This window comes from Undibacterium sp. MH2W, from assembly GCF_049340215.1.
Classification (GTDB): Bacteria; Pseudomonadota; Gammaproteobacteria; order Burkholderiales; family Burkholderiaceae_D; genus Undibacterium.
The window spans coordinates 507,190-530,530 of the sequence record NZ_JBMPPA010000001.1 but is presented as its reverse complement, the minus strand read 5'-3'; the positions used below and the strand labels follow the sequence as shown (position 1 = coordinate 530,530).

Annotated in this window: 15 protein-coding genes; 4 read left to right on the top strand and 11 right to left on the bottom strand. The window is 50.2% G+C overall.

The window, feature by feature from the left end:
- The first annotated feature begins 28 nt into the window (after positions 1–28).
- The 4 genes from ACO0K2_RS02235 to ACO0K2_RS02220 all read left to right on the top strand — a co-directional run bounded on the left by ACO0K2_RS02235 (position 29) and on the right by ACO0K2_RS02220 (position 13,894).
- Positions 29–8,551 carry an Ig-like domain-containing protein gene (locus tag ACO0K2_RS02235; RefSeq protein ID WP_423015296.1) on the top strand — a complete coding sequence of 2,841 codons (8,523 nt, stop codon included), beginning with the start codon at positions 29–31 and terminating at the stop codon, positions 8,549–8,551.
- A gap of 159 nt (positions 8,552–8,710) precedes the next feature.
- Positions 8,711–10,927 carry a type I secretion system permease/ATPase gene (locus tag ACO0K2_RS02230; protein WP_423015294.1) on the top strand — a complete coding sequence of 739 codons (2,217 nt, stop codon included), beginning with the start codon at positions 8,711–8,713 and terminating at the stop codon, positions 10,925–10,927.
- A complete protein-coding gene (locus ACO0K2_RS02225; protein ID WP_423015292.1) occupies positions 10,924–12,282 on the top strand; it encodes an HlyD family type I secretion periplasmic adaptor subunit in 1,359 nt (452 codons plus the stop codon). Before ACO0K2_RS02230 ends, ACO0K2_RS02225 begins: the two co-directional genes overlap by 4 nt.
- Positions 12,272–13,894 carry a TolC family protein gene (locus ACO0K2_RS02220; protein ID WP_423015290.1) on the top strand — a complete coding sequence of 541 codons (1,623 nt, stop codon included), beginning with the start codon at positions 12,272–12,274 and terminating at the stop codon, positions 13,892–13,894. Before ACO0K2_RS02225 ends, ACO0K2_RS02220 begins: the two co-directional genes overlap by 11 nt.
- Before the next feature lie 78 nt (positions 13,895–13,972).
- On the opposite strand, the gene ACO0K2_RS02215 is transcribed toward ACO0K2_RS02220, so the two are convergent.
- The 11 genes from ACO0K2_RS02215 to ACO0K2_RS02165 form a co-directional block, all read right to left on the bottom strand.
- Positions 13,973–14,380 (bottom strand): (2Fe-2S) ferredoxin domain-containing protein, encoded by a 408-nt coding sequence (locus ACO0K2_RS02215; RefSeq protein WP_423015288.1) that lies wholly within the window; start codon positions 14,378–14,380, stop codon positions 13,973–13,975.
- Positions 14,377–15,390 (bottom strand): precorrin-3B C(17)-methyltransferase, encoded by a 1,014-nt coding sequence (cobJ, locus tag ACO0K2_RS02210; RefSeq protein ID WP_423016139.1) that lies wholly within the window; start codon positions 15,388–15,390, stop codon positions 14,377–14,379. The genes ACO0K2_RS02215 and cobJ overlap by 4 nt, the downstream gene beginning before the upstream one ends.
- 29 nt (positions 15,391–15,419) lie before the next feature.
- The gene (locus ACO0K2_RS02205; protein ID WP_423015286.1) at positions 15,420–15,866 is read right to left on the bottom strand and encodes a cobalamin biosynthesis protein; all 447 of its coding nucleotides are present in this window, start codon (positions 15,864–15,866) and stop codon (positions 15,420–15,422) included.
- 1 nt (position 15,867) lies between these two features.
- Positions 15,868–16,596 carry a cobalamin biosynthesis central domain-containing protein gene (locus ACO0K2_RS02200; protein ID WP_423016137.1) on the bottom strand — a complete coding sequence of 243 codons (729 nt, stop codon included), beginning with the start codon at positions 16,594–16,596 and terminating at the stop codon, positions 15,868–15,870.
- Between the two features lie 179 nt (positions 16,597–16,775).
- On the bottom strand, positions 16,776–17,642 hold the full coding sequence (gene cobI / locus ACO0K2_RS02195; RefSeq protein ID WP_423015284.1) for a precorrin-2 C(20)-methyltransferase: 867 nt from the start codon (positions 17,640–17,642) through the stop codon (positions 16,776–16,778).
- Positions 17,639–18,943 (bottom strand): precorrin-6y C5,15-methyltransferase (decarboxylating) subunit CbiE, encoded by a 1,305-nt coding sequence (gene cbiE, locus ACO0K2_RS02190; RefSeq protein WP_423015282.1) that lies wholly within the window; start codon positions 18,941–18,943, stop codon positions 17,639–17,641. The genes cobI and cbiE overlap by 4 nt, the downstream gene beginning before the upstream one ends.
- On the bottom strand, positions 18,937–20,046 hold the full coding sequence (locus tag ACO0K2_RS02185; RefSeq protein WP_423015280.1) for a cobalt-precorrin-5B (C(1))-methyltransferase: 1,110 nt from the start codon (positions 20,044–20,046) through the stop codon (positions 18,937–18,939). Before ACO0K2_RS02185 ends, cbiE begins: the two co-directional genes overlap by 7 nt.
- Positions 20,043–20,711 carry a precorrin-8X methylmutase gene (locus ACO0K2_RS02180; protein ID WP_423015278.1) on the bottom strand — a complete coding sequence of 223 codons (669 nt, stop codon included), beginning with the start codon at positions 20,709–20,711 and terminating at the stop codon, positions 20,043–20,045. The genes ACO0K2_RS02185 and ACO0K2_RS02180 overlap by 4 nt, the downstream gene beginning before the upstream one ends.
- Before the next feature lie 3 nt (positions 20,712–20,714).
- The gene (locus tag ACO0K2_RS02175) at positions 20,715–21,668 is read right to left on the bottom strand and encodes a sirohydrochlorin chelatase (protein ID WP_423015276.1); all 954 of its coding nucleotides are present in this window, start codon (positions 21,666–21,668) and stop codon (positions 20,715–20,717) included.
- The gene (gene cobM, locus ACO0K2_RS02170; RefSeq protein WP_423015274.1) at positions 21,665–22,510 is read right to left on the bottom strand and encodes a precorrin-4 C(11)-methyltransferase; all 846 of its coding nucleotides are present in this window, start codon (positions 22,508–22,510) and stop codon (positions 21,665–21,667) included. Before cobM ends, ACO0K2_RS02175 begins: the two co-directional genes overlap by 4 nt.
- A complete protein-coding gene (locus ACO0K2_RS02165) occupies positions 22,507–23,166 on the bottom strand; it encodes an energy-coupling factor ABC transporter permease (RefSeq protein ID WP_423015272.1) in 660 nt (219 codons plus the stop codon). Before ACO0K2_RS02165 ends, cobM begins: the two co-directional genes overlap by 4 nt.
- Between the last annotated feature and the right edge of the window lie 175 nt (positions 23,167–23,341).

Here is a 23,341-nt window from a genome sequence, read left to right as displayed (position 1 = left end):
TACGTCCACTTACCTAAAACGGATAATCATGACAACTCAAACACCATCGACTACTTGTGCTCCAGCCCCAACTATCGTTATCAATACGCCTTCTGGTACGGTTAAAAACGGCGGCATCACCAATGACGCAACACCTATCATCAGCGGCACGGGCGTTCCCGGTGATACGATCACTATCAAAGATGGTAATACCGTTTTAGGTACGGTTGTGGTCGCCAGCAATGGCACATGGACGCTCACTCTAAAGACTGCATTACCAAACGGTCTGCAAACCATCACTGCAACACAAATCGGTAAAACAGGTAGTAGCAGTACTGCAGCCAGCACAAGCTTTACGGTCGATACTATTGCTGATAGTGCACCAACCGTCACCATCACCAACCCAACAACCAATGGTGCTTTAAATAGCGCGAGTTTGGGTTCGAGTGGTTTGATTAATTTACAAATCGGTATTCCAAAGGATGCTTCTGTCGGTGACATCCTGACAGTCGTTGATCAAGCTGGAAATAAAATTACGCAGACGCTGACTTCTGCCAATATCAATGCGGGTAGCATCGTACTAACTGGACTCTTTAAGGCACCAGCATCTGGTTCTACGTTCACTGTGACGGCTACGTTGACTGATCTGGCAGGTAACGTTTCCGTTCCCGGCAAGGCCAGTGATCTCATTGAAACAACACCGCCAGCAACACCAGGAGCTGTCGTTATCACCACACCGAAAGGCTCCGTCAACAATGGCGGTATCACCAATGTGGCAACACCTGTCATCAGTGGTACTGGTGTGGCTGGTGATACGGTCACTGTAAAAGATGGCAACACAGTTCTCGGTACTGCGGTTGTTGCAGCGAACGGCACTTGGAGCCTTTCTTTAACCAAAGCATTAGCTGACGGCATACACAACATCAGCGTTACGCAAACAGATAGCTACGGTAACAGTAGCGCTGCAAGCACGATCAGCTTCACGACAGATACAGTTGCTGATAGTGCACCAACGATCAGCATCACTAATCCATCTACAAACGGTGTGTTGAATATTGCTAGCTTGGGTTCTAGTGGTTTAATCAATTTACAAATCACCATTCCAAAGGATGCTTCCGTTGGTGATACGCTGACTGTCGTTGATCAAGCTGGTAACAAGGTTGTTCAAACGCTGACTTCAGCCAACATCGCTGCAGGCAGCGTTACATTGACAGGTCTCTTCACTGCTCCAGCATCTGGTTCAACATTCACAGTCACAGCGACATTGACTGACTTGGCTGGCAACGTCTCTACTGCCGGCTCGGTCAGTGAACTCGTTGAAACAACACCACCAGCAACACCAGGCGCTGTCGTTATCACCACACCGAAGGGTTCCGTCAACAATGGCGGCATCACCAATGTGGCAACACCTGTCATTAGTGGTACTGGTGTGGCTGGTGACACGGTTACTGTCACAGATGGTACTACTGTGCTTGGTACAGTCGTCGTTGCAGCCAACGGTACTTGGAGCCTTTCTTTAACTAAAGCATTGGCTGATGGCACACACAACATCAGCGTCACGCAAACAGATGGTTACGGCAACAGCAGTGCTGCAAGCACCATCAGCTTTACCTCTGATACGGTTGCTGATAGTGCCCCAACAGTTTCAATCACTAATCCATCTACAAATGGTGTGTTGAATATCGCTAGCTTGGGTTCAAGTGGTTTAATCAATCTGCAAATCGGCATTCCAAAGGATGCATCCGTTGGTGATACGCTGACTGTGGTTGATCAAGCTGGCAACAAGGTTGTTCAAACACTGACTTCAGCCAACATCGCTGCTGGCAGCGTTACATTGACTGGTCTCTTCACTGCGCCAGCATCTGGCTCAACATTTACAGTCACAGCCACATTGACTGACTTGGCTGGTAACGTCTCTACTGCCGGCTCTGTGAGTGAACTCGTTGAAACGACAGCACCATCAACACCAGGCACCGTGGTTATCACAACACCGAAGGGTTCAGTGCCTAACGGTGGCTACACCAATATCACGACACCAACCTTCAGCGGCACCGGCGTGGCTGGTGACACAATCACTGTAAAGGATGGCAATACAGTTCTTGGCACCGTAGTCGTTGCAGCAAACGGCACTTGGAGCCTGGCACTGACAACACCATTGACAGACGGCACACACAACATCAGCGTTACTCAAACAGATGGTTACGGCAACAGCAGTGCTGCAAGCACGATCAGCTTCACTTCTGATACGGTTGCTGATAGTGCACCAACAGTTTCAATCACTAATCCGTCAACGAACGGTGTGTTGAATATTGCTAGCTTGGGTTCCAGCGGTTTAATCAATCTGCAAATCAGCATTCCAAAGGACGCTTCCGTTGGTGATACTTTGACCATCGTCGATCAAGCAGGCAACAAAGTTGTTCAAACGCTGACTTCAGCCAACATTGCTGCGGGTTCTGTCGTCCTGAACGGTCTCTTCACTGCTCCAGCTTCCGGCTCAACATTCACAGTCACAGCGACATTGACTGATCTGGCTGGTAACGTCTCTACTGCCGGCTCGGTCAGTGAACTCGTTGAAACGACACCACCAGCAACACCAGGCGCAGTCTCAATCACCACACCAAATGGCTCTGTGCCTAACGGTGGATACACCAATGTTACTAAGCCAACCTTTAGTGGAACGGGTGTAGCTGGTGATACGGTCACTGTAAAAGATGGTAATACTGTGTTGGGTACCGCAGTTGTCGCAGCAAATGGCACTTGGAGTTTGACACTGACAACACCATTGACAGATGGCACACACAACATCAGCGTGACGCAAACAGATGGATACGGTAACAGCAGTGCTGCAAGCACCATCAGCTTTACCTCTGATACGGTTGCTGACAGTGCACCAACAGTTTCAATCACTAATCCATCAACAAACGGCGTGTTGAATATTGCCAGCCTTGGCACAAGTGGCTTGATCAATCTGCAAATCAGCATTCCGAAGGATGCTTCTGTTGGCGATACACTGACTGTCGTCGATCAAGCAGGCAACAAAGTCACTCAGGTTTTAACTGCTGCAAACATCGCAGCCGGTAGCGTTACATTGACTGGCCTCTTTACTGCTCCAGCATCCGGATCCACATTCACAGTGACCGCCACATTGACTGACTTGGCTGGCAACGTCTCTACTGCCGGCTCTGTGAGTGAACTCATTGAAACGACACCACCATCAACACCAGGTACCGTCTCAATCACAACACCGAAGGGTTCCATCCCTAACGGTGGATACACCAATGTCACAACACCAACCTTCAGCGGCACTGGTGTGGCTGGTGATACGATCACTGTTAAAGATGGCAATACAGTTCTCGGTACTGCGGTTGTCGCAGCAAATGGCACTTGGAGTTTGACACTGACAACACCATTGACAGATGGCACACACAACATCAGTGTTACGCAAACAGATGGCTACGGCAACAGCAGTGCTGCTAGCACGATCAGCTTCACTTCTGATACCGTTGCAGATAGTGCGCCAACCGTCAGTATCACCAATTCATCTACAAACGGTGTGTTGAACATTGCTAGCCTTGGTACAACTGGTTTAATCAATCTGCAAATCAGCATTCCAAAGGATGCTTCCGTTGGTGATACGCTGACTGTGGTTGATCAAGCTGGCAACAAAGTCACTCAGGTTTTAACTGCTGCAAACATCGCAACCGGTAGCGTTACATTGACTGGCCTCTTTACTGCGCCAGCATCCGGATCCACATTCACAGTCACAGCGACATTGACTGACTTGGCTGGCAACGTCTCTACCGCAGGCTCGGTCAGTGAAATCGTCGAAACGACACCACCAGCAACACCAGGTGCAGTGTCAATCACCACACCAAATGGCTCTGTCCCGAACGGTGGCTACACTAATATCACGACACCAACCTTCAGCGGCACTGGCGTAGCTGGTGATGTCGTAACCGTTAAAGATGGCAATACCGTTCTTGGTACAACCGTTGTCGCGGCCAATGGTACATGGAGCCTCTCTTTAACTAAACCATTAACTGACGGTACGCACAATATCAGCGTCACGCAAACAGATGGCTACGGCAACAGCAGTGCTGCAAGCACAATCAGCTTTACCTCTGATACGGTTGCTGACAGTGCACCAACAGTTTCAGTCACCAATCCATCCAACAACGGCGTATTGAACATTGCTAGCCTTGGCACAAGCGGTTTGATCAATCTGCAAATCAGCATTCCAAAGGATGCTTCCGTTGGTGATACGCTGACTGTCGTTGATCAAGCTGGTAACAAGGTTGTTCAAACGCTGACTTCAGCCAACATCGCTGCTGGCAGCGTTACATTGACTGGTCTCTTCACTGCGCCAGCATCTGGCTCCACATTTACAGTCACAGCCACATTGACTGACTTGGCTGGTAACGTCTCTAATGCCGGCTCTGTCAGTGAACTCGTTGAAACAACACCACCAGCAACACCAGGTGCAGTCTCAATCACCACACCAAATGGCTCTGTCCCGAACGGTGGCTACACCAATATCACAACACCAACTTTCATTGGCACTGGCGTAGCTGGTGATGTCGTAACCGTTAAAGATGGCAATACCGTTCTTGGTACAACCGTTGTCGCGGCCAATGGTACATGGAGCCTTTCTTTAACCAAAGCATTAGCTGACGGCACACACAACATCAGCGTTACGCAAACAGATGGTTACGGTAACAGCAGTGCTGCAAGCACCATCAGCTTTACCTCTGATACGGTTGCTGACAGTGCACCAACAGTTTCAATCACTAATCCATCAACAAACGGCGTGTTGAATATTGCCAGCCTTGGCACAAGTGGCTTGATCAATCTGCAAATCAGCATTCCGAAGGATGCTTCTGTTGGCGATACACTGACTGTCGTCGATCAAGCAGGCAACAAAGTCACTCAGGTTTTAACTGCTGCAAACATCGCAGCCGGTAGCGTTACATTGACTGGCCTCTTTACTGCTCCAGCATCCGGATCCACATTCACAGTGACCGCCACATTGACTGACTTGGCTGGTAACGTCTCTACTGCCGGCTCTGTCAGCGAACTCGTTGAAACGACACCACCATCAACACCAGGCACCGTCGTCATCACAACACCGAAGGGTTCAGTGCCTAACGGTGGCTACACCAATATCACAACACCAACCTTCAGTGGCACTGGTGTGGCTGGTGATACGGTCACTGTAAAAGATGGCAATACAGTTCTCGGTACTGCGGTTGTTGCAGCGAACGGCACTTGGAGTTTGACACTGACAACACCATTGACAGACGGCACACACAACATCAGCGTCACACAAACAGATGGCTACGGCAACAGCAGTGCTGCAAGCACGATCAGCTTTACCTCTGATACGGTTGCTGATAGTGCACCAACAGTATCAGTCATTAACCCATCCAACAACGGCGTGTTGAACATCGCTAGTTTGGGTTCTAGCGGCTTGATTAATCTGCAAATCGGCATTCAAAAGGATGCTTCCGTTGGTGACACATTGACCGTCGTCGATCAAGCTGGCAACAAGGTTACTCAAACACTGACAGCAGCCAACATCGCTGCAGGCAGCGTCATATTGACTGGCTTGTTTAAAGCCCCAGCATCCGGCTCCACGTTCACAGCAACAGCCACTTTGACTGATTTAGCAGGTAACGTTTCTGTTGCAGGTTCAATCAGTGAATTGATCGAAACTAATGCACCAAGCGCACCGACCTTAGTTGTTACTGGCCCATATGGTGCTATACCGAACGGCAATATCACTGAAGCGACAACACCAGTGATTAGCGGTACTGGTATCGCAGGGGACACCATCACTATCAGCGACAACGGTATCGTTCTGGGCAGCACCGTTGTGAGCAGCAATGGCACTTGGACGTTTAATGAGAGCACACCGTTATCGCTTGGTACGCAAAACATCTCGGTCACGCAGACAGATAACTATGGCAATGTCAGCAATGCGGCTTCGACGAGTTTTAGCGTGTCTAATACGACTATTGCTATTACGCAGATTCAGACACCGAGCCAGCCAGCTTCGGTCTCTACAATTTTCGATAGCTTAACTGAGGTTACCGAGGGCGTGTGGGGGCAGTCCATTACTACTAACCTTTTTACAGCGCAAACTAGTGGTGCATATCTCAGTGTACAGCCCCCATATATTTCCAACTCAAATCCGATTTTAATATTCGGCTCACCAAATGGAAATAGAACTGCAAATTCATTTCAGGTCACTTCAAAAGTAGGTGCATTTCAGTCGATTGCGTTTGATTATTATGATTCTAGCTACTTTGTAAGTAGCTATATTACTTTCTATAACGCTCAAGGCACGATCGTTGCACAAAATAGCTTATGGAATTCAACGAGCAACGGGAATTACGGGCACTTCGTCATTAACAACCTTGCTTCCGCAACATATTTTGTAATCACAACTATTACCCAAAACGAAAATGTCGGGATATTCAATATAACTGCTAACGTTCAATTACCACCTGTATCAGGCATCACCATCTCGAACGGCACCAACACCAATACAACCACACCGGTCATCTCTGGCACCATCAGCCAAAGTTTGGTATCCGGTGAAGTCGTCGAGATCTATCGCAATGGTGTCGCTGTGGGTCAAGCAACCGTGAGTGGCACTAATTGGACATTCACCGACAACATCACTGCCGGTGCTGCCGCTGCTTATACCGCCAAGATCCTCGATAACGGTTCAACGGTTATCGCTTCTAACGGCTATGCCATTAACGAAGCCCCTGGTGCAGTCGTGATTACAACGCCACAAGGCAAAGTACCTAATGGTGGCATCACCAACGACGCGACACCTGTGATCAGTGGTACGGGTATCGCTGGTGACACCATCAATATCAACGATGGCAATACCTTGTTGGGTACAGTTGTTGTGGCAAGCAATGGCACGTGGAGTCTGTCACTGACAACACCGTTGGCAGATGGCACACATAATATCAACGTTACGCAAACGGATACGTATGGAAATGTGAGTGTCGCGAGCACCATCAGCTTCACGACCGATACAGTTGCTGATAGCGCGCCGACAGTATCAGTTACCAACCCATCCAACAACGGCGTGTTGAACATTGCTAGTTTGGGTTCTAGCGGTTTGATTAATCTGCAAATCGGCATTCAAAAGGATGCTTCCGTTGGTGACACATTGACTGTAGTAGATCAAGCAGGCAACAAGATTACTCAAACATTAACCGCCGCCAATATCGCTGCAGGTAAGGTTATATTAACTGGCTTGTTTAAAGCGCCAGCGTCCGGCTCCACGTTCACTGCAACAGCCACTTTGACTGACTCGGCAGGCAACGTCTCCGTTGCAGGCTCGATCAGTGAATTGATCGAAACCAATGCACCAAGCGCACCGACCTTGGTTGTTACCGACCAGTTTGGCAACGTACCAAATGGTAATGTCACTGAAACGACAACACCAGTGTTTAGCGGTACTGGCGTAGCGGGTGACACCATCAACATTACCGACAACGGTATCGTTCTTGGTAGCACCGTGGTGAGCAGCAATGGTACTTGGACTTTCAATGAAAGTACGCCGCTATCGCTTGGTACGCAAAATATCTCGGTTACGCAGACAGATAACTATGGCAATGTCAGCAATGCGGCTTCGACAAGCTTCAGTGTGACAAACGAAACTGTCGCGATTACTCAGGTGCAGACACCTAGTACTCCCTGGCTAGCAACCGTAGAGACCTGGATTGAATTTAAAAGTATTATTGCCGCATCAGGAAGTATCCAATTGAGTTCCGCAGCTATCGACACTCAATACAACTACTACAGCGTCACTTCAGACTCGAGAGCACCGGATCCATTCGCAAATTCAACTGGATCTTACGGACTTCCCACCGCCGGTTTGATCGTATACGCAGGAAATAATACGTTTGTTTCAAAAAATGGACCGATTAAAGAAATTACTATTAATTTTTGGGAACCATCCATCACTAATACTAGCGTTGTCACTTTTTATGATGCCAGCGGCAAAGTGATCAAAAGTGCAGCGTTAGAACAAACAGCAGTCTTGGCGTATCCTCCCTTTGGAACAGCTAACGGCTACTGGGTTAATTTCGTTGATAACAATATAAATGGCGCGACATCTTTTACTATATCGAATACAGCCAACTTTACACTTTCCAATATAGTAACAAACACAGGTGGTCCCGGCATCACCATCTCCGACGGCACCAACACAACCACCACGACACCGGTCATCTCCGGCACCATCAGCCAAAATCTGCTGTCCGGTGAAATAGTCGAGGTGTATCGCAATGGTGTCGCTGTCGGTCAAGCAAGTGTTAGTGGCGATAACTGGACCTTCACCGACAACATCACTGCCGGTGCCGCCGCTGTTTATACCGCTAGCATTCTTGATAACGGGGCGACGGTTGTGGGGTCGACGACTTACACGATTAACGCCTTGTCTCATAAAGCGTCTTCGGTTGGTGGTTCGAGTTCTGCAAACAGTGTTACCTCAGCACCATCGCTTAACTCTCTTTCAACGCCATTAACGGTGAACCCATCCATTTAATTGTCGTCACTAAATTAACCCAGCAGCGCACCAAATGCGCTGCTGGGTTCTTTGACGTCTGAGCAACAACATTTTGTTGTTGCTCAGACGCTTTTTATTTTCTAGAACATGGGCATTCCCTATACTCAGGTGATGTCAAATTGGACCCCAGGTAGTTATATGCAAAAAAGCACTTCTGATACCGGTTCTCATCAACATACGGGTGCTGCTGCGCCCACCGAGCCACTCGATTCGGGGCTCATTTGTTTGATCATGATTGCAGGTTTTCATCACATTGCTGCGGACATGCAGCAATTGCAACACACCTATGGAAATGAACGTTTTAACACCGCGACCGTCCTTCTCGCTGCGAAAAATCTGGGGATGAAGGCGAAGCTTGTACAGCAAGACAGTGCGCGCTTACATAAAGCCCCCTTGCCTGCGGTGGCGGTGACGAGAGACGGACAGTTTCTGATTCTGGGTAAAGTGGATGACAGTGATCCGCTGAATAAAAAAGCATTGATTCAACGTCCAGGTAATCCACCTGAGCTTTTGACGATGGATGAATTCAACGATGTATGGAATGGGCAACTGATTTTTTTTACCAGTAAAGCGACCTTCGTTGGCGACGCTGCGAGGTTTGATTTTACGTGGTTTATTCCCTCGATTATCAAGTATCGAAAGTTGCTGGGTGAAGTGCTGTTGATCTCGCTGGTGTTGCAATTGATTGGGTTGGTGACACCGTTATTTTTTCAGGTGGTGATGGATAAAGTCTTGGTCAATCACGCCATGAAAACCTTGAACGTGATTGCGGTGGGCTTATTTCTATCGACCTTGTTTGAGGCGCTGTTGACGGGTATCCGCACTTACGTGTTTTCTCAAACAAGTAGCAAAATTGATGTCGAGTTGGGTGCGCGGTTGTTTCGTCATTTATTGAATTTACCGATCAGTTATTTTCAATCGCGACGGGTGGGTGATTCTGTCGCACGGGTACGTGAGTTAGAAAATATCCGTTCTTTCCTGACTGGCAATGCCATGACGCTGGTCTTAGATTTGCTGTTTTCTGGGATATTTTTTGTAGTCATGATGATGTATAGCCCGAAGCTCACGTTGATTGTGGTGTGTTCGCTGCCGGTGTATATCGCGTTATCGATGATCTTCACGCCCATCTTGCGTGAACGACTCAATGACAAATTTAACAAAAGTGCAGAAAACCAATCGTTTCTCGTCGAAACGTTGAGCGGTATCGATACCGTAAAAGCGATGGCTGTCGAGCCACGTTGGCAGCAGAAATGGGAGAAGCAACTCGCGGCGTATGTGAGCGCGGGGTTGTCGACGAATAATATTTCCATGGTAGCGAGCGGTGGCGTCACACTGGTGAGTAAGCTGGTGACAGCCGCGATCATGTGGATCGGTGCCACGCTGGTGGTGGATGGGAAATTAACCGTTGGCCAGTTGATCGCTTTTAACATGCTCTCTGGACAAATCTCCACACCGATTTTACGCCTTGCGCAGTTGTGGAATGATTTTCAGCAAATTGGTATTTCCATGGGCCGCTTGGGTGATATTTTGAATGCGAGAACCGAGGTGGCGGGACAAAAAACACGGATTCCGCGTATTGCAGGTGCAATTGAATTTGATCAGGTGTCGTTTCGCTATCGTCCAGATACGCCTGACGTAATCCGCAGTATTAACATCGCGTTTCAGCCTGGTGAAGTGATCGGTATTGTGGGCAGATCTGGTTCAGGTAAAAGTACACTCACAAAATTAGTACAACGCTTGTATCTGCCTGATCGGGGACGGGTGTTAATTGATGGACAAGACATTGCCATTATCGACACCACGTCGCTACGCCAACAAATCGGCGTGGTGTTGCAAGAGAATACATTGTTCACGCGTTCTGTTCGCGACAATATTGCGCTCTCAAATCCTTCGCTGCCGATTGAAGCCATTATCGAAGCAGCCAAGCTTGCCGGTGCCCATGAATTTATCTGCGAATTACCAGAGGGTTACGACACCAAGGTGGGCGAGCACGGTACGGGTTTATCCGGTGGTCAGCGCCAACGGATCGCCATTGCGCGGGCATTACTTTCTAATCCTCGGATTCTCATCTTTGACGAAGCGACCAGTGCGCTCGATTATGAATCCGAAAAAATTATCCAAGACAATATGCGAAGCATTTGTGCAGGTCGTACAGTGTTGATCATTGCGCATCGACTGTCGGCTGTGCGCGATGCTAATCGTATTGTGGTTCTTGAGCGTGGACAAATTGCTGAGGTGGGCAGTCACGCCGAATTACTGCGTGATCCCGAGGGGATCTATTCGCATTTGTATCGCTTACAGCAAGGTCACGCGCCAAGCGACACTGCAACAGTTGCCATGGGGGTACAGCCATGAGCTTCAAATACCGATGGGAAGCGCTGAGCGATGTCTTGAAGCGCTATGCGTCTATTACTGCCTATTCCTGGAAAATACGCGACTCGTTAAGTGGTGGATTATTGAGCGAGGACGAAGCCGAATTTTTACCTGCGGCCCTTTCTTTACAAGAGAAACCAGTCTCGACCACAGCACGATGGACGGGACGTTTATTGATGCTGATGATTATCAGTGCCTTAGCATGGAGTATTTTTGGTCACATGGATATTGTGGTCAATGCAAAGGGAAAAATTATTCCATCCAGTTACACCAAAACCATTGCCTCTGTCGATGTGGCTTCTGTGCGGGCGGTTCATGTGAATGAGGGACAACAAGTCAAAGCAGGTGAAGTACTCGTCGAACTCGATACATCAGGACCCGATGCCGAGCACGATAAAGCAAGCGACAATAGTAAAACCGAACAGTTAGAAATGCTGCGTTCGGAAGCCTTGATCAACGCCATTGATGGACATGTGTCGGGTGGCCCCACGTTGCCAGCGTTAAGTACATTGTCTGGCATTGACGCCGCGCTCTATGAGGATGCACAACGGCAATTGCGGAGTCAGTTTGATGAATACAACACCAAGTTACAACGGTTCAATGCATCGATTGCCACGTATGCGGAAGGCTTACCATTAGCACAGCAACGCGCCAATAATTACAAACTCTTGGCAGAAAACCATGACGTCTCACGGACGCAATGGATAGAAAAGGAGCAGCAACGGATTGAGATCGAAGGCCAATTAAAGGATGCACGCAATCAACGCGCTGCGCTCATTGCACAAACTCGCAAAGAAGCGCACGACAAGCTCAATGAAGCGCGTAAAAAAATGGCTGAAAGCTTACAAGACGCTCGACGTGCGGGTGAACACAGTAAGTTGCTCAAACTCACCTCCCCGATCGATGGTAGCGTCCAGCAACTGGCCGTTCATACCGTTGGTGGTGTCGTCCCTGCAACGCAAGCATTGATGCTGATTGTTCCTCGCGAGCATAAGGTCGAAGTTCAGGCGTTTGTAGAAAACAAAGATATTGGCTTTGTCCATGAAGGCCAGCGCGTCGAAGTAAAAATCGATACCTTTGAATACACCAAATATGGCACGGTACCTGGCGTGGTTTCCTACGTTGCTCGGGATGCCCAAGATGATCGCAAGCGGGGTCTGATTTATGAATTGAAAGTCATCCTCGATCAATCCACGATGAATATTGATGGCAAAGAGATGCGGCTTGGTCCTGGTATGTCGGTCAATGTCGAGGTAAAAACCGGAGACCGTCGCGTGATCGAATATCTCTTATCACCGCTCATCCAACACCAACACGAGGCGCTGCATGAACGCTAAACAACAACGCCAACGGCTTCATTTACCGTCGATGATGCCACTGATGATGCCACTGGCTTTCTGTGGCGCGATCATGGGAAGCAGCGCCGTCCATGCGCAGCAAAGCGAACCAGCTAAGCCGAACGGTAAGCAGGTCATTGATCTCTTCCGAGCGACGGACGTGCGCAGTGGGCTTGATCAAGATCGGTCAACATCAATTACACGATTTGTGGACCGACTGAATCTGCGCATGGCAGATGTACTGAAAACCATGCCCGCCTCGATGAATGCCCAAGAGGTGACCTTGCCCGGTGATGAACAGCCCATCGTGTGTGACGATACAGCGGCGAAAGTGCCATTATCGGTGCTGCATAACCTGAGTTTGACGCAGGCGATCGACATTGCAGTATGCCGTAACCCGCAAGTGAAAGGCGCTTGGGCATTGATCAAGGTGCAAGCGGCAGAACTGGGGCAAGCACGTGCAGCATTTTTTCCGACCGTGTCGGTCTCAAAAGGTGTTGCCAACGATGTCACTATTTATCCTGGCACGAATTTTCCGTCCTCAGCAGTCCATAGCACCACGCTCTACGGCACGCTCAGTTGGCGGCTATGGGACGCTGGCGCGCGTGCCGCATCGATTCGCTCTGCCAACGCTTATTTGTCTGCTGCGATGGCAGGGCACGATGCCCAATTGCAAAAGACGATTAATACCGTGATCGGTGCGTATTACGACACCCAAACCGCCCGTGCTACTTGGCAAACAAAGATGAAAACGGAGCAGCTCGCCCAGTTAACGGTCGAGGCCTCAGAGCGCCGTCTGCATCTCGGCGCCAGCGATTTATCCGATACGCTGCAAGCGCGAACCGCCTTGGCGAAAGCCTCGTTAGAAAAAGAGCGGTCGTTAGGCAATTATCGAAAAACAATGTCGGTCCTTGCTTATAACTTGGGGCTTGCGCTGGCTTACACACCTGAAATCAATGATGATATCGGCCTCGCTGACGATGATAATCCATTGCCTTCAGACACAGAACGCGTACAACAACGGCTGTCGCTATGGTTGGATCAAGCAGAGCAACAACATCCTTCCATCATTATGGCAAGAGCAAAGGTTCTAGCACTGCAAGAAAAAGCTACTTCTACTGCCGCTGAAGGCTTACCGTCCGTGGATTTAACGGGTAATTATTATCAGAATGGTCGTCCTGGCCAAGGACTGACGCCATCCACGCATGAGAAAATTATCCAACTCTCGGTGACGGTTCCTTTGTTTGAAGGCTTTGCCCGTAATTACAAAATGCGTGAAGCACAAGCACAAGTAGAAAAAAGCGAAGCCGATCTGAAGGACACGGAATTACAAGTCGCCATGGAGGTCGTTAAAGCCTACGCAGACAGCATGTCTGCGCTCAATAATCTCACGGCTTCTGAACATCTCTTAGAGGCCGCAGATAAGGCACTGCATAGCGTTCAACGAAAATATGAACGTGGTGCAGCAGACATTTTAGAGATCCTCAATGCACAAAATGCCATGGCTGACGCACAACTCGAACGCGTCCGTTGTCAGGCTGAATGGCGCTCGGCGAAACTGAGACTGATTGCCAGCGTGGGTGGATTCGGGATGAATAAGCTGGCGAAATAACACAACGAAACCGGCCGTCGTTGCGGGGAAAGATGGTGCTATTTCCCTTCAACGACGCTGAGTGATTTACAGTGCTGTTTAGCAGGCGTTGACATTAGCGTTGGCGTTGGCATTAGCTTTGGCGTTGGCGTCGCTATCTGAATCAATATCGCCACTCGGTCCGCGATGAAAGACGAGTTCTTCCACCGCCTTCCCGCCCACCAAATGGCGTTCGATAATCTGATCCATATTCGTCGGTGTGACATTGTAATACCACACCCCATCGGGTTGGACACACATCACCGGCCCACCTTTACAAGCGGCAAAGCAACTCACGCGACTACGCTTCACGCGCAATGCGCCTTCATTGAGACCGGCTGACTTAAATTTATCTCCCAGACTATCAAACAAGGCCTGTGCAGCGCCATCCTCAGCACAGCGGGGTCCAGTGCAAATTAAAATATGCCGTTTGTAGGCACCGATGCTTGGTTTCACGACGTCGCTCATGCTTCATTCTCCAAAAGGGGTTCTGTGGCGGTTTGTTGGTCTGTTGTGGTCAATGCTTGCGCTAACGTGGATTGAATGTAATCAAGCGGTAAGCGGTGGCGCTCTGCCAAACTGGTTGCACTCACCCCTGCTTGGTGGTCGGCGTGTAAATGCGCCAGCCAGCCCATTAAGCCGGTCGATAACGAGCGCCCTGCTTTCTCACCGTCATGGGGTGCATGATCGTCCATCGAATATTTGTTGGCATAGCCACGCGGTGTCACCATGCGCCCCTCTCGGACGAAGGTATTGCTGTTGCCAATCAATACGGTCGTCAGCATGCCGATATCGCAATCGCTCATTTTTTCTAGGGTCGTGAATTCAATACGTTGCTTAGGTCGGTACGCGGATTTAACGATAGCAACCGGCGTGTGTGGATCGCGATGTCGTAGAAATAAACGTTGCGCCTCTATAATTTGTTGTGTGCGACGGCCACTCTTGGGGTTGTAGAGCGCACACACAAAGTCAGCCGCCGCCGCCGCATCGAGTCGGCGAGCAATGACGGGCCAAGGAGTGAGTAAATCAGACAAAGAGATCGAACAAAAATCATGTGTGAGCGGTGCCCCAACCAACGAGGCACAGGTATTTAAGGCAGAGGCACCCGGCACAATTTCTACTTCTACCCCCGTTGCTGGTGTCCATCCCGCCTGAAATAAGACCTCAAAGGTGGGGCCTGCCATGCCGTACACCCCTGCGTCTCCAGACGAAATTAACGCGACTTTTTTACCTTGTTGCGCAAACGCTAAAGCATGAATCGCCCTATCTAATTCTTCGGTCATCGATTTGCGGATAATTTCTTTCCCCACAATTAAGTCCGCCACGAGTTTGATGTAGGTGACATACCCGATGATGGTATCGGCTTCTGCGATGACATCACGTGCTCGTTGTGTCATGTGGGCGTGGCTGCCGGGACCGATACCGACCAGAGAGATTTTTCCGCCAGCGCGGTGAAGAGCAGTAGGCTCAGGTGCCATGTCGGGGTGTTGATTCGAAGAGAATGAATTCATGATGGTATTTCCGCAATGGATAGGGTGACGTTTTTACCGCAAACCCCGTGGTGTTTATATTTTTCGAGTACAAGCGACGGCACGTCCTTCACCGCTTCGGCTTCGGCTTCTACTTCTCTGTTCGGTTCTACGCGATAGCCCGCACCCAATAAGGCTGCTGCTTCAGAAACAGAAGGCGTACCGACATATTTGAGCACCGTCATTGACGGATTGGCGACAGGCACCGCTGCCAGCTCTTTGGCGGGATAACACAATAGCGGCAGACCTAATGCTTGTGCCAAGGCGAGCAAGCCGACTTCATCGGATTTAAGGTCAATGGTGGCGATCGTCTGGATGTGGGCCGTGTTCGTACCAACGATGTGCAACGCCTTCTGCAAGGCTGTTTGCAGTGTCGCTAAGGAGGTGCCGCGATCACATCCAACGCCAATGCTGTAATAGCGCATCTCAGCCCTCCTCTGGTGGACGATAGATCACGAGTCGCTCATGCAGTTGCTGCCAACAATGCGCAGGGATAGGTTGATGCGTGACCCATAACACAGCCGAAAAGCGGTCAGTATCCACGTCTTCAAAGCGTTCAAATAAATGAATTGTCGAAGGTAAAGGCGTGGCGCGATTCCACCAATTCTTTTGCCCCGCCTCTTGGACAAAAGCGATGGGTTCACCATTGACCACATTTGCAGAGACGCGGGTGATGTTGATTTTTGGGGCTTCTACTTTCCACCCCAAATCGCGTCCCAGAATATCCACTGGAATCGTCTTTCCAACATCCGATGCCGTCGTTAGCACGGGCGTTGCCTGCAAGAGATCTGCGAGCTTTTCAGCCCATTCATTGGCCCCACCGACATGTCCCGATAAAACGGGAATCACAAATTGCGCCGCGTCGTCCACCACAATCACGCCGGGGTCTTCTTCTTTGTTTTTTAAATGCGGTGCAATCAAACGAACAACCGCCCCCAGCGAGACAAAAAAGACGACTTGATCATAATCCATCATTAATCGTGCGATCTCATCACGAAACGGCCCTGAATACGTTCGAACGATGTGGGTCAGACCGTTCACCAATCCAGCAAATTTCTCGGGAAGAAAAATCTGTACCTGTGGCAGAAATCGTGCCAGTGCTGCCGCCTGCAGCGCGCCATGTTTAGTGATGGCGACGAGGATAATGCGCGGCATGGGAACGCTTTGAGTTGCTTCGATTGCTTCACTACGAGAGCTCAGGCGTTCTGGGCGAATGATCGTGTTCATCGTGAGTTCGTTTTTGGGTTCGTTTTTGGGTTCGATTTTGGGTTCGTCTTTGGGTTCGTTCTTCATCTGTCTTCTTTTCTATCTATTTTTTGTGATGTTTAAAAAGATCAATGGGATTTCAATTTAAGCTGGGTATTCATCGTGGTGATCCCTTCATTCTGTTCATCCTGTTCATCCTGTTCATCCTGTTCATTCTTTTCATCGTTTTGATCGCTTTCAGCACGCTCTTTTTTCCGACAGCCGCGCAATAACGCGCCCCGCTCTCTGGCGGGATTTTTAACGATGAGGAGCGACAGATAATTCACTTTTTCGCCTTTGAGACTAGCGACATCAGTCACGATGCGTTCAAAGGGAGATCCTGCTTTTTCAATGAATCGTGCGTGGCGTAGTAAGTCCTTTCGCGCTAATAGATCGATGAGGTCATCCAGTAAAGGTTTGACTTTCATGAGTACCAACGTATCAACGTCATTCAGCATGCGTTCGACAACGTCAATGCCATAGGCGGCAGGGATAATCGCGATCGTGTCATCTTGTTCGGAGAGTGGCATCTGCAATGTGGCGCAGGCGGCATTGAATGAATTGACGCCTGCAATGATCTCAATGTCTGCCGTCTCGTCCAGCTCACGCAACGTGCGAGCGAGGTAACAAAAACTGGCATAGGTCGATGCATCGCCTTCGACTAAAAATAAGACGTCCTGTCCGGACTGCAATACTTGCTGCACCGTCTGTGCCGCCTTGAGCCAATGACGCGCTAACTTCTCGACATCGTGTGTCATCGGAAACAACAAAGGCTGATGCCGCAGCGGTAAAGTAAATCCGGCACGCAAAACGATATCGAGGGCGTAGCTTTCTTTCCGCAGACTACGGATGGGGTATGTCCACACCGTGTCGGTGCGTTGCAACTGTTGCCAAGCACGGTGGGTAATTAAACCGGGATCACCTGGCCCTAACGATAAAGCGATTAATTTACTCATACGCTTGCTTTCGCTTGGGCACACACCAGCCAGACGGGATTTTCGGCGGCCATTCTGTTCATATGTAGGATAGGCTTACTCCGTGACGCTTGTAAGCTAATCACATCCCAACTGGCACCAGCATCCTTAAGCGCAGCGATCGCGGTTGAAAGATTTTCTAGCGTCACAAAATTCATCACCAGCCAACCGTGGGGACGCAGGCGTTGCAGACATAACGCTATCAACTCTTTTAATTCACCACCCGAACCACCAATAAAAATAGCATCTGGTGCCGGCCAATGGGACATTCCCGCAGGCGCTTTGTCATTCACAATGGAGTAGTTACTGAGACCAAACTGACGCCAATTTGCGAGGGCAATCTGATGATCGTCAGGATTTTTTTCGATGGCGTACACATGACCTCGCTGACATAGACGTGCAGCCTCCAGACCAACAGAACCTGAGCCTGCGCCGATATCCCACACAATGCTGTCAGCACGCAATTGCATCCGCGCGAGCGACACAGCGCGCACCTCTTGTTTGGTGATCAAACCTTTTCCCGGATAGCGCTGTTGAAATCGGTCATCCGCTAGTCCGAAGAGCACTGGCGCTGAAGACATGCCAGTGCGCCATAACAACATAACGTTAGGATCAGCAAAGCGCATCGTCGTAGCGGCAGCGATGCTGATCCCTGTGACGATGTGCTCCTCCTCTTGGCAAAGTCTTTCGCAGACTGCCATTTCATAGTCATCTTGCAGCCCCTCCATCACGATCATTCGCGCAATTCTGTCTGGCGTATTATCCGGTCCAGTCAGAATCGCTAAGCGTGCATGATGTCGGATCTCTTGCATCAGGTGATATAAACCATGGGATGCATCACTCCCCAGCGACCACTCTCCGGCATCTTTGGCATGCACAGAACTGAACTTCATCTGCTGCCACGGCATCCCCAAACGCGCACAGGCTAACTGCATAGTTGATACGTTAGGAATCACTTCAATGGCTTCAATACACAAATGCGCAGCAAGATAAGCTGCAATACCAAAACACAAAGGATCGCCCGTGGCGAGTACGACAACACGTAAATCGTCACTCTGTGCGGCACGTATCCATTCTGGTACTTGCGTTAACGCACCGCGGAGAGGCCGTTTGATGGCGATGGGCGAGAGGTGTGCACGAAACAAGTCCAAGGTACGACGCGCACCGATAATCACTTGCGCTTGCTGAATATGGAGTAAAGCTGTCGCCGACAAGCTGGCGACGCCATCGTCAAGAACGCCAATGATGCGGCAGCGTGGCTGGGTAGGTAAGCTATCTAGCATAAGTTTTCTGATCTCACTTCGGTCACTTTGCGACCATCGAAATCGCAGACCAAGACATGTAATTGGAATTGTTGGGGATAGCGCGCTTGGAGTGTCTGTATCACGCGCTCGGCTAACACCGTATGAAACGGAACAGAAAGACCAAGGATCTCCATTTGCTCGCTGGCAAATCGGGCGGTCTCACCTTCCGCAATGGCGGCGCATATCGCTTCCGGCGCTCCCAAATCACGAGCGATGTTTGCCAGCAACCCGGTGTCAACGTCAGCGCGTCCGGCATGGGTAATCTCTTCGCCTTGCGCAATTTTGGTCAGCTTGCCGACCATCCCACCGATGATGACTTGTTTAATTTGATGACGTGCTGCCGCGCTCATGGCATACCGCAAAAAATCGCCCATCTGAACAAAGGCCGCGGCAGGGAGATGTGGCATTTCCTCCATGACAAATTTTTCGGTACGACCACCGGTAGTCAGCACAACGACATCGTGTCCCAAGGTGCTTGCCACTTGGACGCCCTGCACGACGCTTGCGCGATAGGCGGCAGTTGAATAGGGCTTCACGATCCCTGTCGTGCCAAGGATAGAAATACCACCCAGAATACCTAGCCGTGCATTGAGGGTTTTCTTTGCCATCTCAATGCCTTGTGGGACAGAAATGGTGATTTCAATCCCAGCGTCATCCAATAAACCCGATGCAACGGCCATCACATTGGCGATGATATTTTTACGTGGCACAGGATTGATCGCCGGACCACCCACCTCCAGCCCCAAACCCGGCATCGTCACGGTACCGACCCCGACACCCCCTAACAGCAACACCTGCCCTACTTCCGGCACCATACGCAGATCAGCGGTGAGATGAGCTTTGTCGGTGCAATCAGGATCATCTCCCGCATCCTTGATCACCATGGCATGCGCTCGTTGTCCATCGCAGTAGCCATCGTGGACGTCAAAAACGACCACGCTGCCATTGGGCAAGTTGCATTCCACTTGCGACGGCACATGACCGGTGACCAAACCCAACGCCGCCGCACGTGCCGCCGCAGCAGAACACGCGCCGGTCGTAAAGCCAGTGCGTGTACCGCGAGGGGTGTCCTTTTTCATCATCGGAGTTCAGCCGCCTCAGCTAAGCCAAGCAACGCATGAATAGCGGCGACCACCAAGGTTGATCCCCCTTTACGGCCTCGTATCACGATCCATGGCACTTCCTGCTCTAATGCCATCAAGTCCTTTGATTCTGCCGCTGAGACAAAACCAACAGGCATGCCCACCACCAACGCCGGACGAACACCGTGCTCATGAATGAGACGCACAAGCTCGATCAACGCAGTGGGCGCATTGCCAATACCCACAATGGCGCCCTCCAACAATCCGATTTCATGTGCCCGCCGCATCGCTTGAACAGCACGCGTTGTGCCTTGGGCTTTCGCCTGTGCGATGACTTCAGGTTCAGCAATGAACTGATGGGTGGTCATCTGAAAGTGCGCGAGACGTGGTTGCGATAAGCCGACACAAATCATTTCGACATCCGCCACAACGCGCGACGTTCTACTGCGAATTGCTCTCAGTGCCGCACGAACCGCCCCCGGATGAAAATCGGTTAAGCCATTAAAATCGAAGTCTGCATTGGCATGAATCATCCGCCTCACAACAGGCCATTGTTCTTCTGTATAGGCATGACTGACGACCTCACGGTCAATCACAGCAAACGAATCATGCTCTATCGCCCGGCCAGCATCGGTTAATTGCTCGGTGATTACATTTTGATGCATGGCTCAGCTCGCTACATTGAGCACTGGTTCAGCATGGGAATGTGCATGATGGTCGTGTTGATGTTCGTGTTGGTGATCGTGATGATGATCGTGCGGGTGATCATGATGATGGTGGGCATCGTCATGGTGATGTCCACCCAATCCATGCTCCACTGCAAAATCTCTGAACTTACAACCATCACACGGCATCGTCACCTGGTGATGACCCTGCTGTAAGTCATGGACGCGCTGCTCCAAGAGTTCAAAGATTTCTTTTTCAAATCCAAAATACGTACTCGCTGCAAAACGTATCTGAGGATATTGCGCTTTTAAATGCGCCACCTGACGCGCAATCCGCTCGACTAAAGTCCCGTTATAAAGGTAATACGGCAGCACCACAATTTGTGTCATCCCTAACATGTGCTGACGCTGCACCACTTTCTCGATGCGCGGATACGTAATGCCAGTGAATGCCAGATCAACCAGTTCATGGTCACTTTCTTCCATCAACCAGCGTGCCATCTTGGCCATATCGCCATTCGCCTGACGATCCGATGAGCCGCGCCCTAAAACAATCACACCTGTTGTTGTCGGGTCTGGCATATCCAAAGACTGCATTGCTTTACGTAACCTTCGCTTGAGGATAGTTAAAATCGGATCGCATGCCGTTAAATGCGGCGCATATAAAAACTGAGTGTGAGGAAAGGCAAGACGAGCACCGTCAATTGCTTGCGGAATGTCCATCTTCACGTGCCCTGCCGCATTGAGAATGAGTGGCAAGACCAACACACGATCGGCATGTTGTGCAGCACGTGCCAGCCCCACGCGCATCGTGATTTCTGAAAACTCAATAAAGCACACCTCGATATGCCATTGCGGTTGACGTAAGCGCCACTGGGCAGCGAATGCCATAATTTCGTCATTACCTGCGGCCTCGCGGGAACCATGTCCGACAAGGAGAATCGTCTCTTTTTTCATAAAATCTCTGTTGAATGGGTGGGCGGTGAAGAAGGCATCGCGACACTGGCGCGACGGAAGCGGTGGGTAAAACTGGCGTCGTAGAGCTTTGATTTAATCAAGGTCGTCCATTGTCTTGCTCCCAATGTGGGACTCGCAATGATCATCGCCTGACTCGCCACTTTCTCGTCACGGCACTGTTGTTGTATCGTTGAAATCGTGCCGCGAATGATTTTTTCCTGATCGGACCAGCTCGCTTTATGCACCACTAACATCGGCGCATCGGGCGACCAGCCAGCAGCAATCAATGACGTCGTGACCCGTCCTAGTAAAGTGATGCTCAAAAAAATGCAGAGCGTCGTGTGATGGCGAGCAAGTTCTTCCAGCGACTCACCTTCAGGCATGGGCGTACGCCCTTCGACGCGGGTAAAGATCACCGTTTGTGTGACTTCAGGTAAGGTCAGACTTTCAACGGCAGCAGCAGCCGAGGCCATGGCAGAGGACACGCCAGGTACCACTTGCACGGCGATACCAGCGGCATCCAATGGCTGAACAACTTCGATCAAGGCACCATAGAGGCTGGGATCGCCGGTTTGCAGACGGATCACCGTGTCATGTTGGTGTGCTTGAGCAATGAGCCACGTTGCCATCTCCTCAAGGGTCATGTCTTTGGAATCTGCGATGACACAACCCGCTGGCGCCCATCGCGTAGCCGCCTCATTGACGAGGGATCCGGCAAACAAAATCGCGCCAGCACGGGCAATCAGATCCCGTCCTTTCACGGTCAATAAATCCGGATCACCAGGACCCGCACCCACAAACCAGACCTGACCTGGCTTGTGGGGAGTGATCACGTCGCTCATACGTCAGCGCGAGAAGGGAGAGATAATGCCGACCGCGATTGATCGGAGATGCACAAGGCAAGCCACTTGCTACCAGAAAAGCGACGAATACCCCATAAAATCGCCAAACTACAAATGGGTTCTAGTAAAACGAGTACCAAATAGCTCGATGCGAATTGTGACCATGCAAGGAATGATGTCTCAGGCTGCGCCAAGGCTAACCAAAACCCCACCATCAACGTGACACCGCTGTAATACATGGCATCGAGTTTGAGTAAGGTCGTCAGACTAACCCTCTTCAAATGACGACCAACGCTGTAATGCATAGCCATGAGTGGCACAGCAAGGCTTAAGCTATTGACGGCCAAGTGCACTAAATCTTGCGGTTCGAATAAGACACCCTGTAAAAGTAAGCCGAGCGCAAAGCCAAACAAGGTGGGGACAAATCCAAAACTGAGATAAATCGGAATCGCCCCAATGAAATGCAATTCGGAGGGCCCCACTTGCATGTGGAACGCCTGCATAAACAGAGAGAAGAAAATCGCCGCCAACGCAGTACGTAAGAGTAAAGTCGGACGACGAAATAACGATGGTAAGTAGCCAAGATACACTGCGGATGCAGTGACAGCAGCAAAAGTTAGTTTAGCCGGGGCAATAATGCCTGGTTCGATATGCATAGCGATTCCTCATCACAAGAGTCAGTCATCGCCAGCGCGTGTACATACTTCACAGAAAAAAATAACCCCTCTCGTTGTTGCACGACACAGCTGAAGCATGCACCTAAGCGCAACGAAGCACACACTGATGCGCAGCCAAAAACAGCCTTGCGCAAAAGCACGACGTTACAAGCGT

Bases quoted from the DNA above. Each gene is read 5' to 3' on its own strand.
- ACO0K2_RS02180 (WP_423015278.1), bottom strand. From the start codon at position 20,711: ATGCATCAAAATGTAATCACCGAGCAATTAACCGATGCTGGCCGGGCG.
- ACO0K2_RS02225 (WP_423015292.1), top strand. From the start codon at position 10,924: ATGAGCTTCAAATACCGATGGGAAGCGCTGAGCGATGTCTTGAAGCGC.
- cobI (WP_423015284.1), bottom strand. From the start codon at position 17,642: ATGAGTAAATTAATCGCTTTATCGTTAGGGCCAGGTGATCCCGGTTTA.
- ACO0K2_RS02235 (WP_423015296.1), top strand. From the start codon at position 29: ATGACAACTCAAACACCATCGACTACTTGTGCTCCAGCCCCAACTATC.
- ACO0K2_RS02230 (WP_423015294.1), top strand. From the start codon at position 8,711: ATGCAAAAAAGCACTTCTGATACCGGTTCTCATCAACATACGGGTGCT.
- ACO0K2_RS02175 (WP_423015276.1), bottom strand. From the start codon at position 21,668: ATGAAAAAAGAGACGATTCTCCTTGTCGGACATGGTTCCCGCGAGGCC.
- ACO0K2_RS02220 (WP_423015290.1), top strand. From the start codon at position 12,272: ATGAACGCTAAACAACAACGCCAACGGCTTCATTTACCGTCGATGATG.
- ACO0K2_RS02215 (WP_423015288.1), bottom strand. From the start codon at position 14,380: ATGAGCGACGTCGTGAAACCAAGCATCGGTGCCTACAAACGGCATATT.
- ACO0K2_RS02185 (WP_423015280.1), bottom strand. From the start codon at position 20,046: ATGATGAAAAAGGACACCCCTCGCGGTACACGCACTGGCTTTACGACC.
- cobJ (WP_423016139.1), bottom strand. From the start codon at position 15,390: ATGGCACCTGAGCCTACTGCTCTTCACCGCGCTGGCGGAAAAATCTCT.
- ACO0K2_RS02200 (WP_423016137.1), bottom strand. From the start codon at position 16,596: ATGCCGCGCATTATCCTCGTCGCCATCACTAAACATGGCGCGCTGCAG.
- cobM (WP_423015274.1), bottom strand. From the start codon at position 22,510: ATGAGCGACGTGATCACTCCCCACAAGCCAGGTCAGGTCTGGTTTGTG.
- ACO0K2_RS02205 (WP_423015286.1), bottom strand. From the start codon at position 15,866: ATGCGCTATTACAGCATTGGCGTTGGATGTGATCGCGGCACCTCCTTA.
- cbiE (WP_423015282.1), bottom strand. From the start codon at position 18,943: ATGCTAGATAGCTTACCTACCCAGCCACGCTGCCGCATCATTGGCGTT.
- ACO0K2_RS02165 (WP_423015272.1), bottom strand. From the start codon at position 23,166: ATGCATATCGAACCAGGCATTATTGCCCCGGCTAAACTAACTTTTGCT.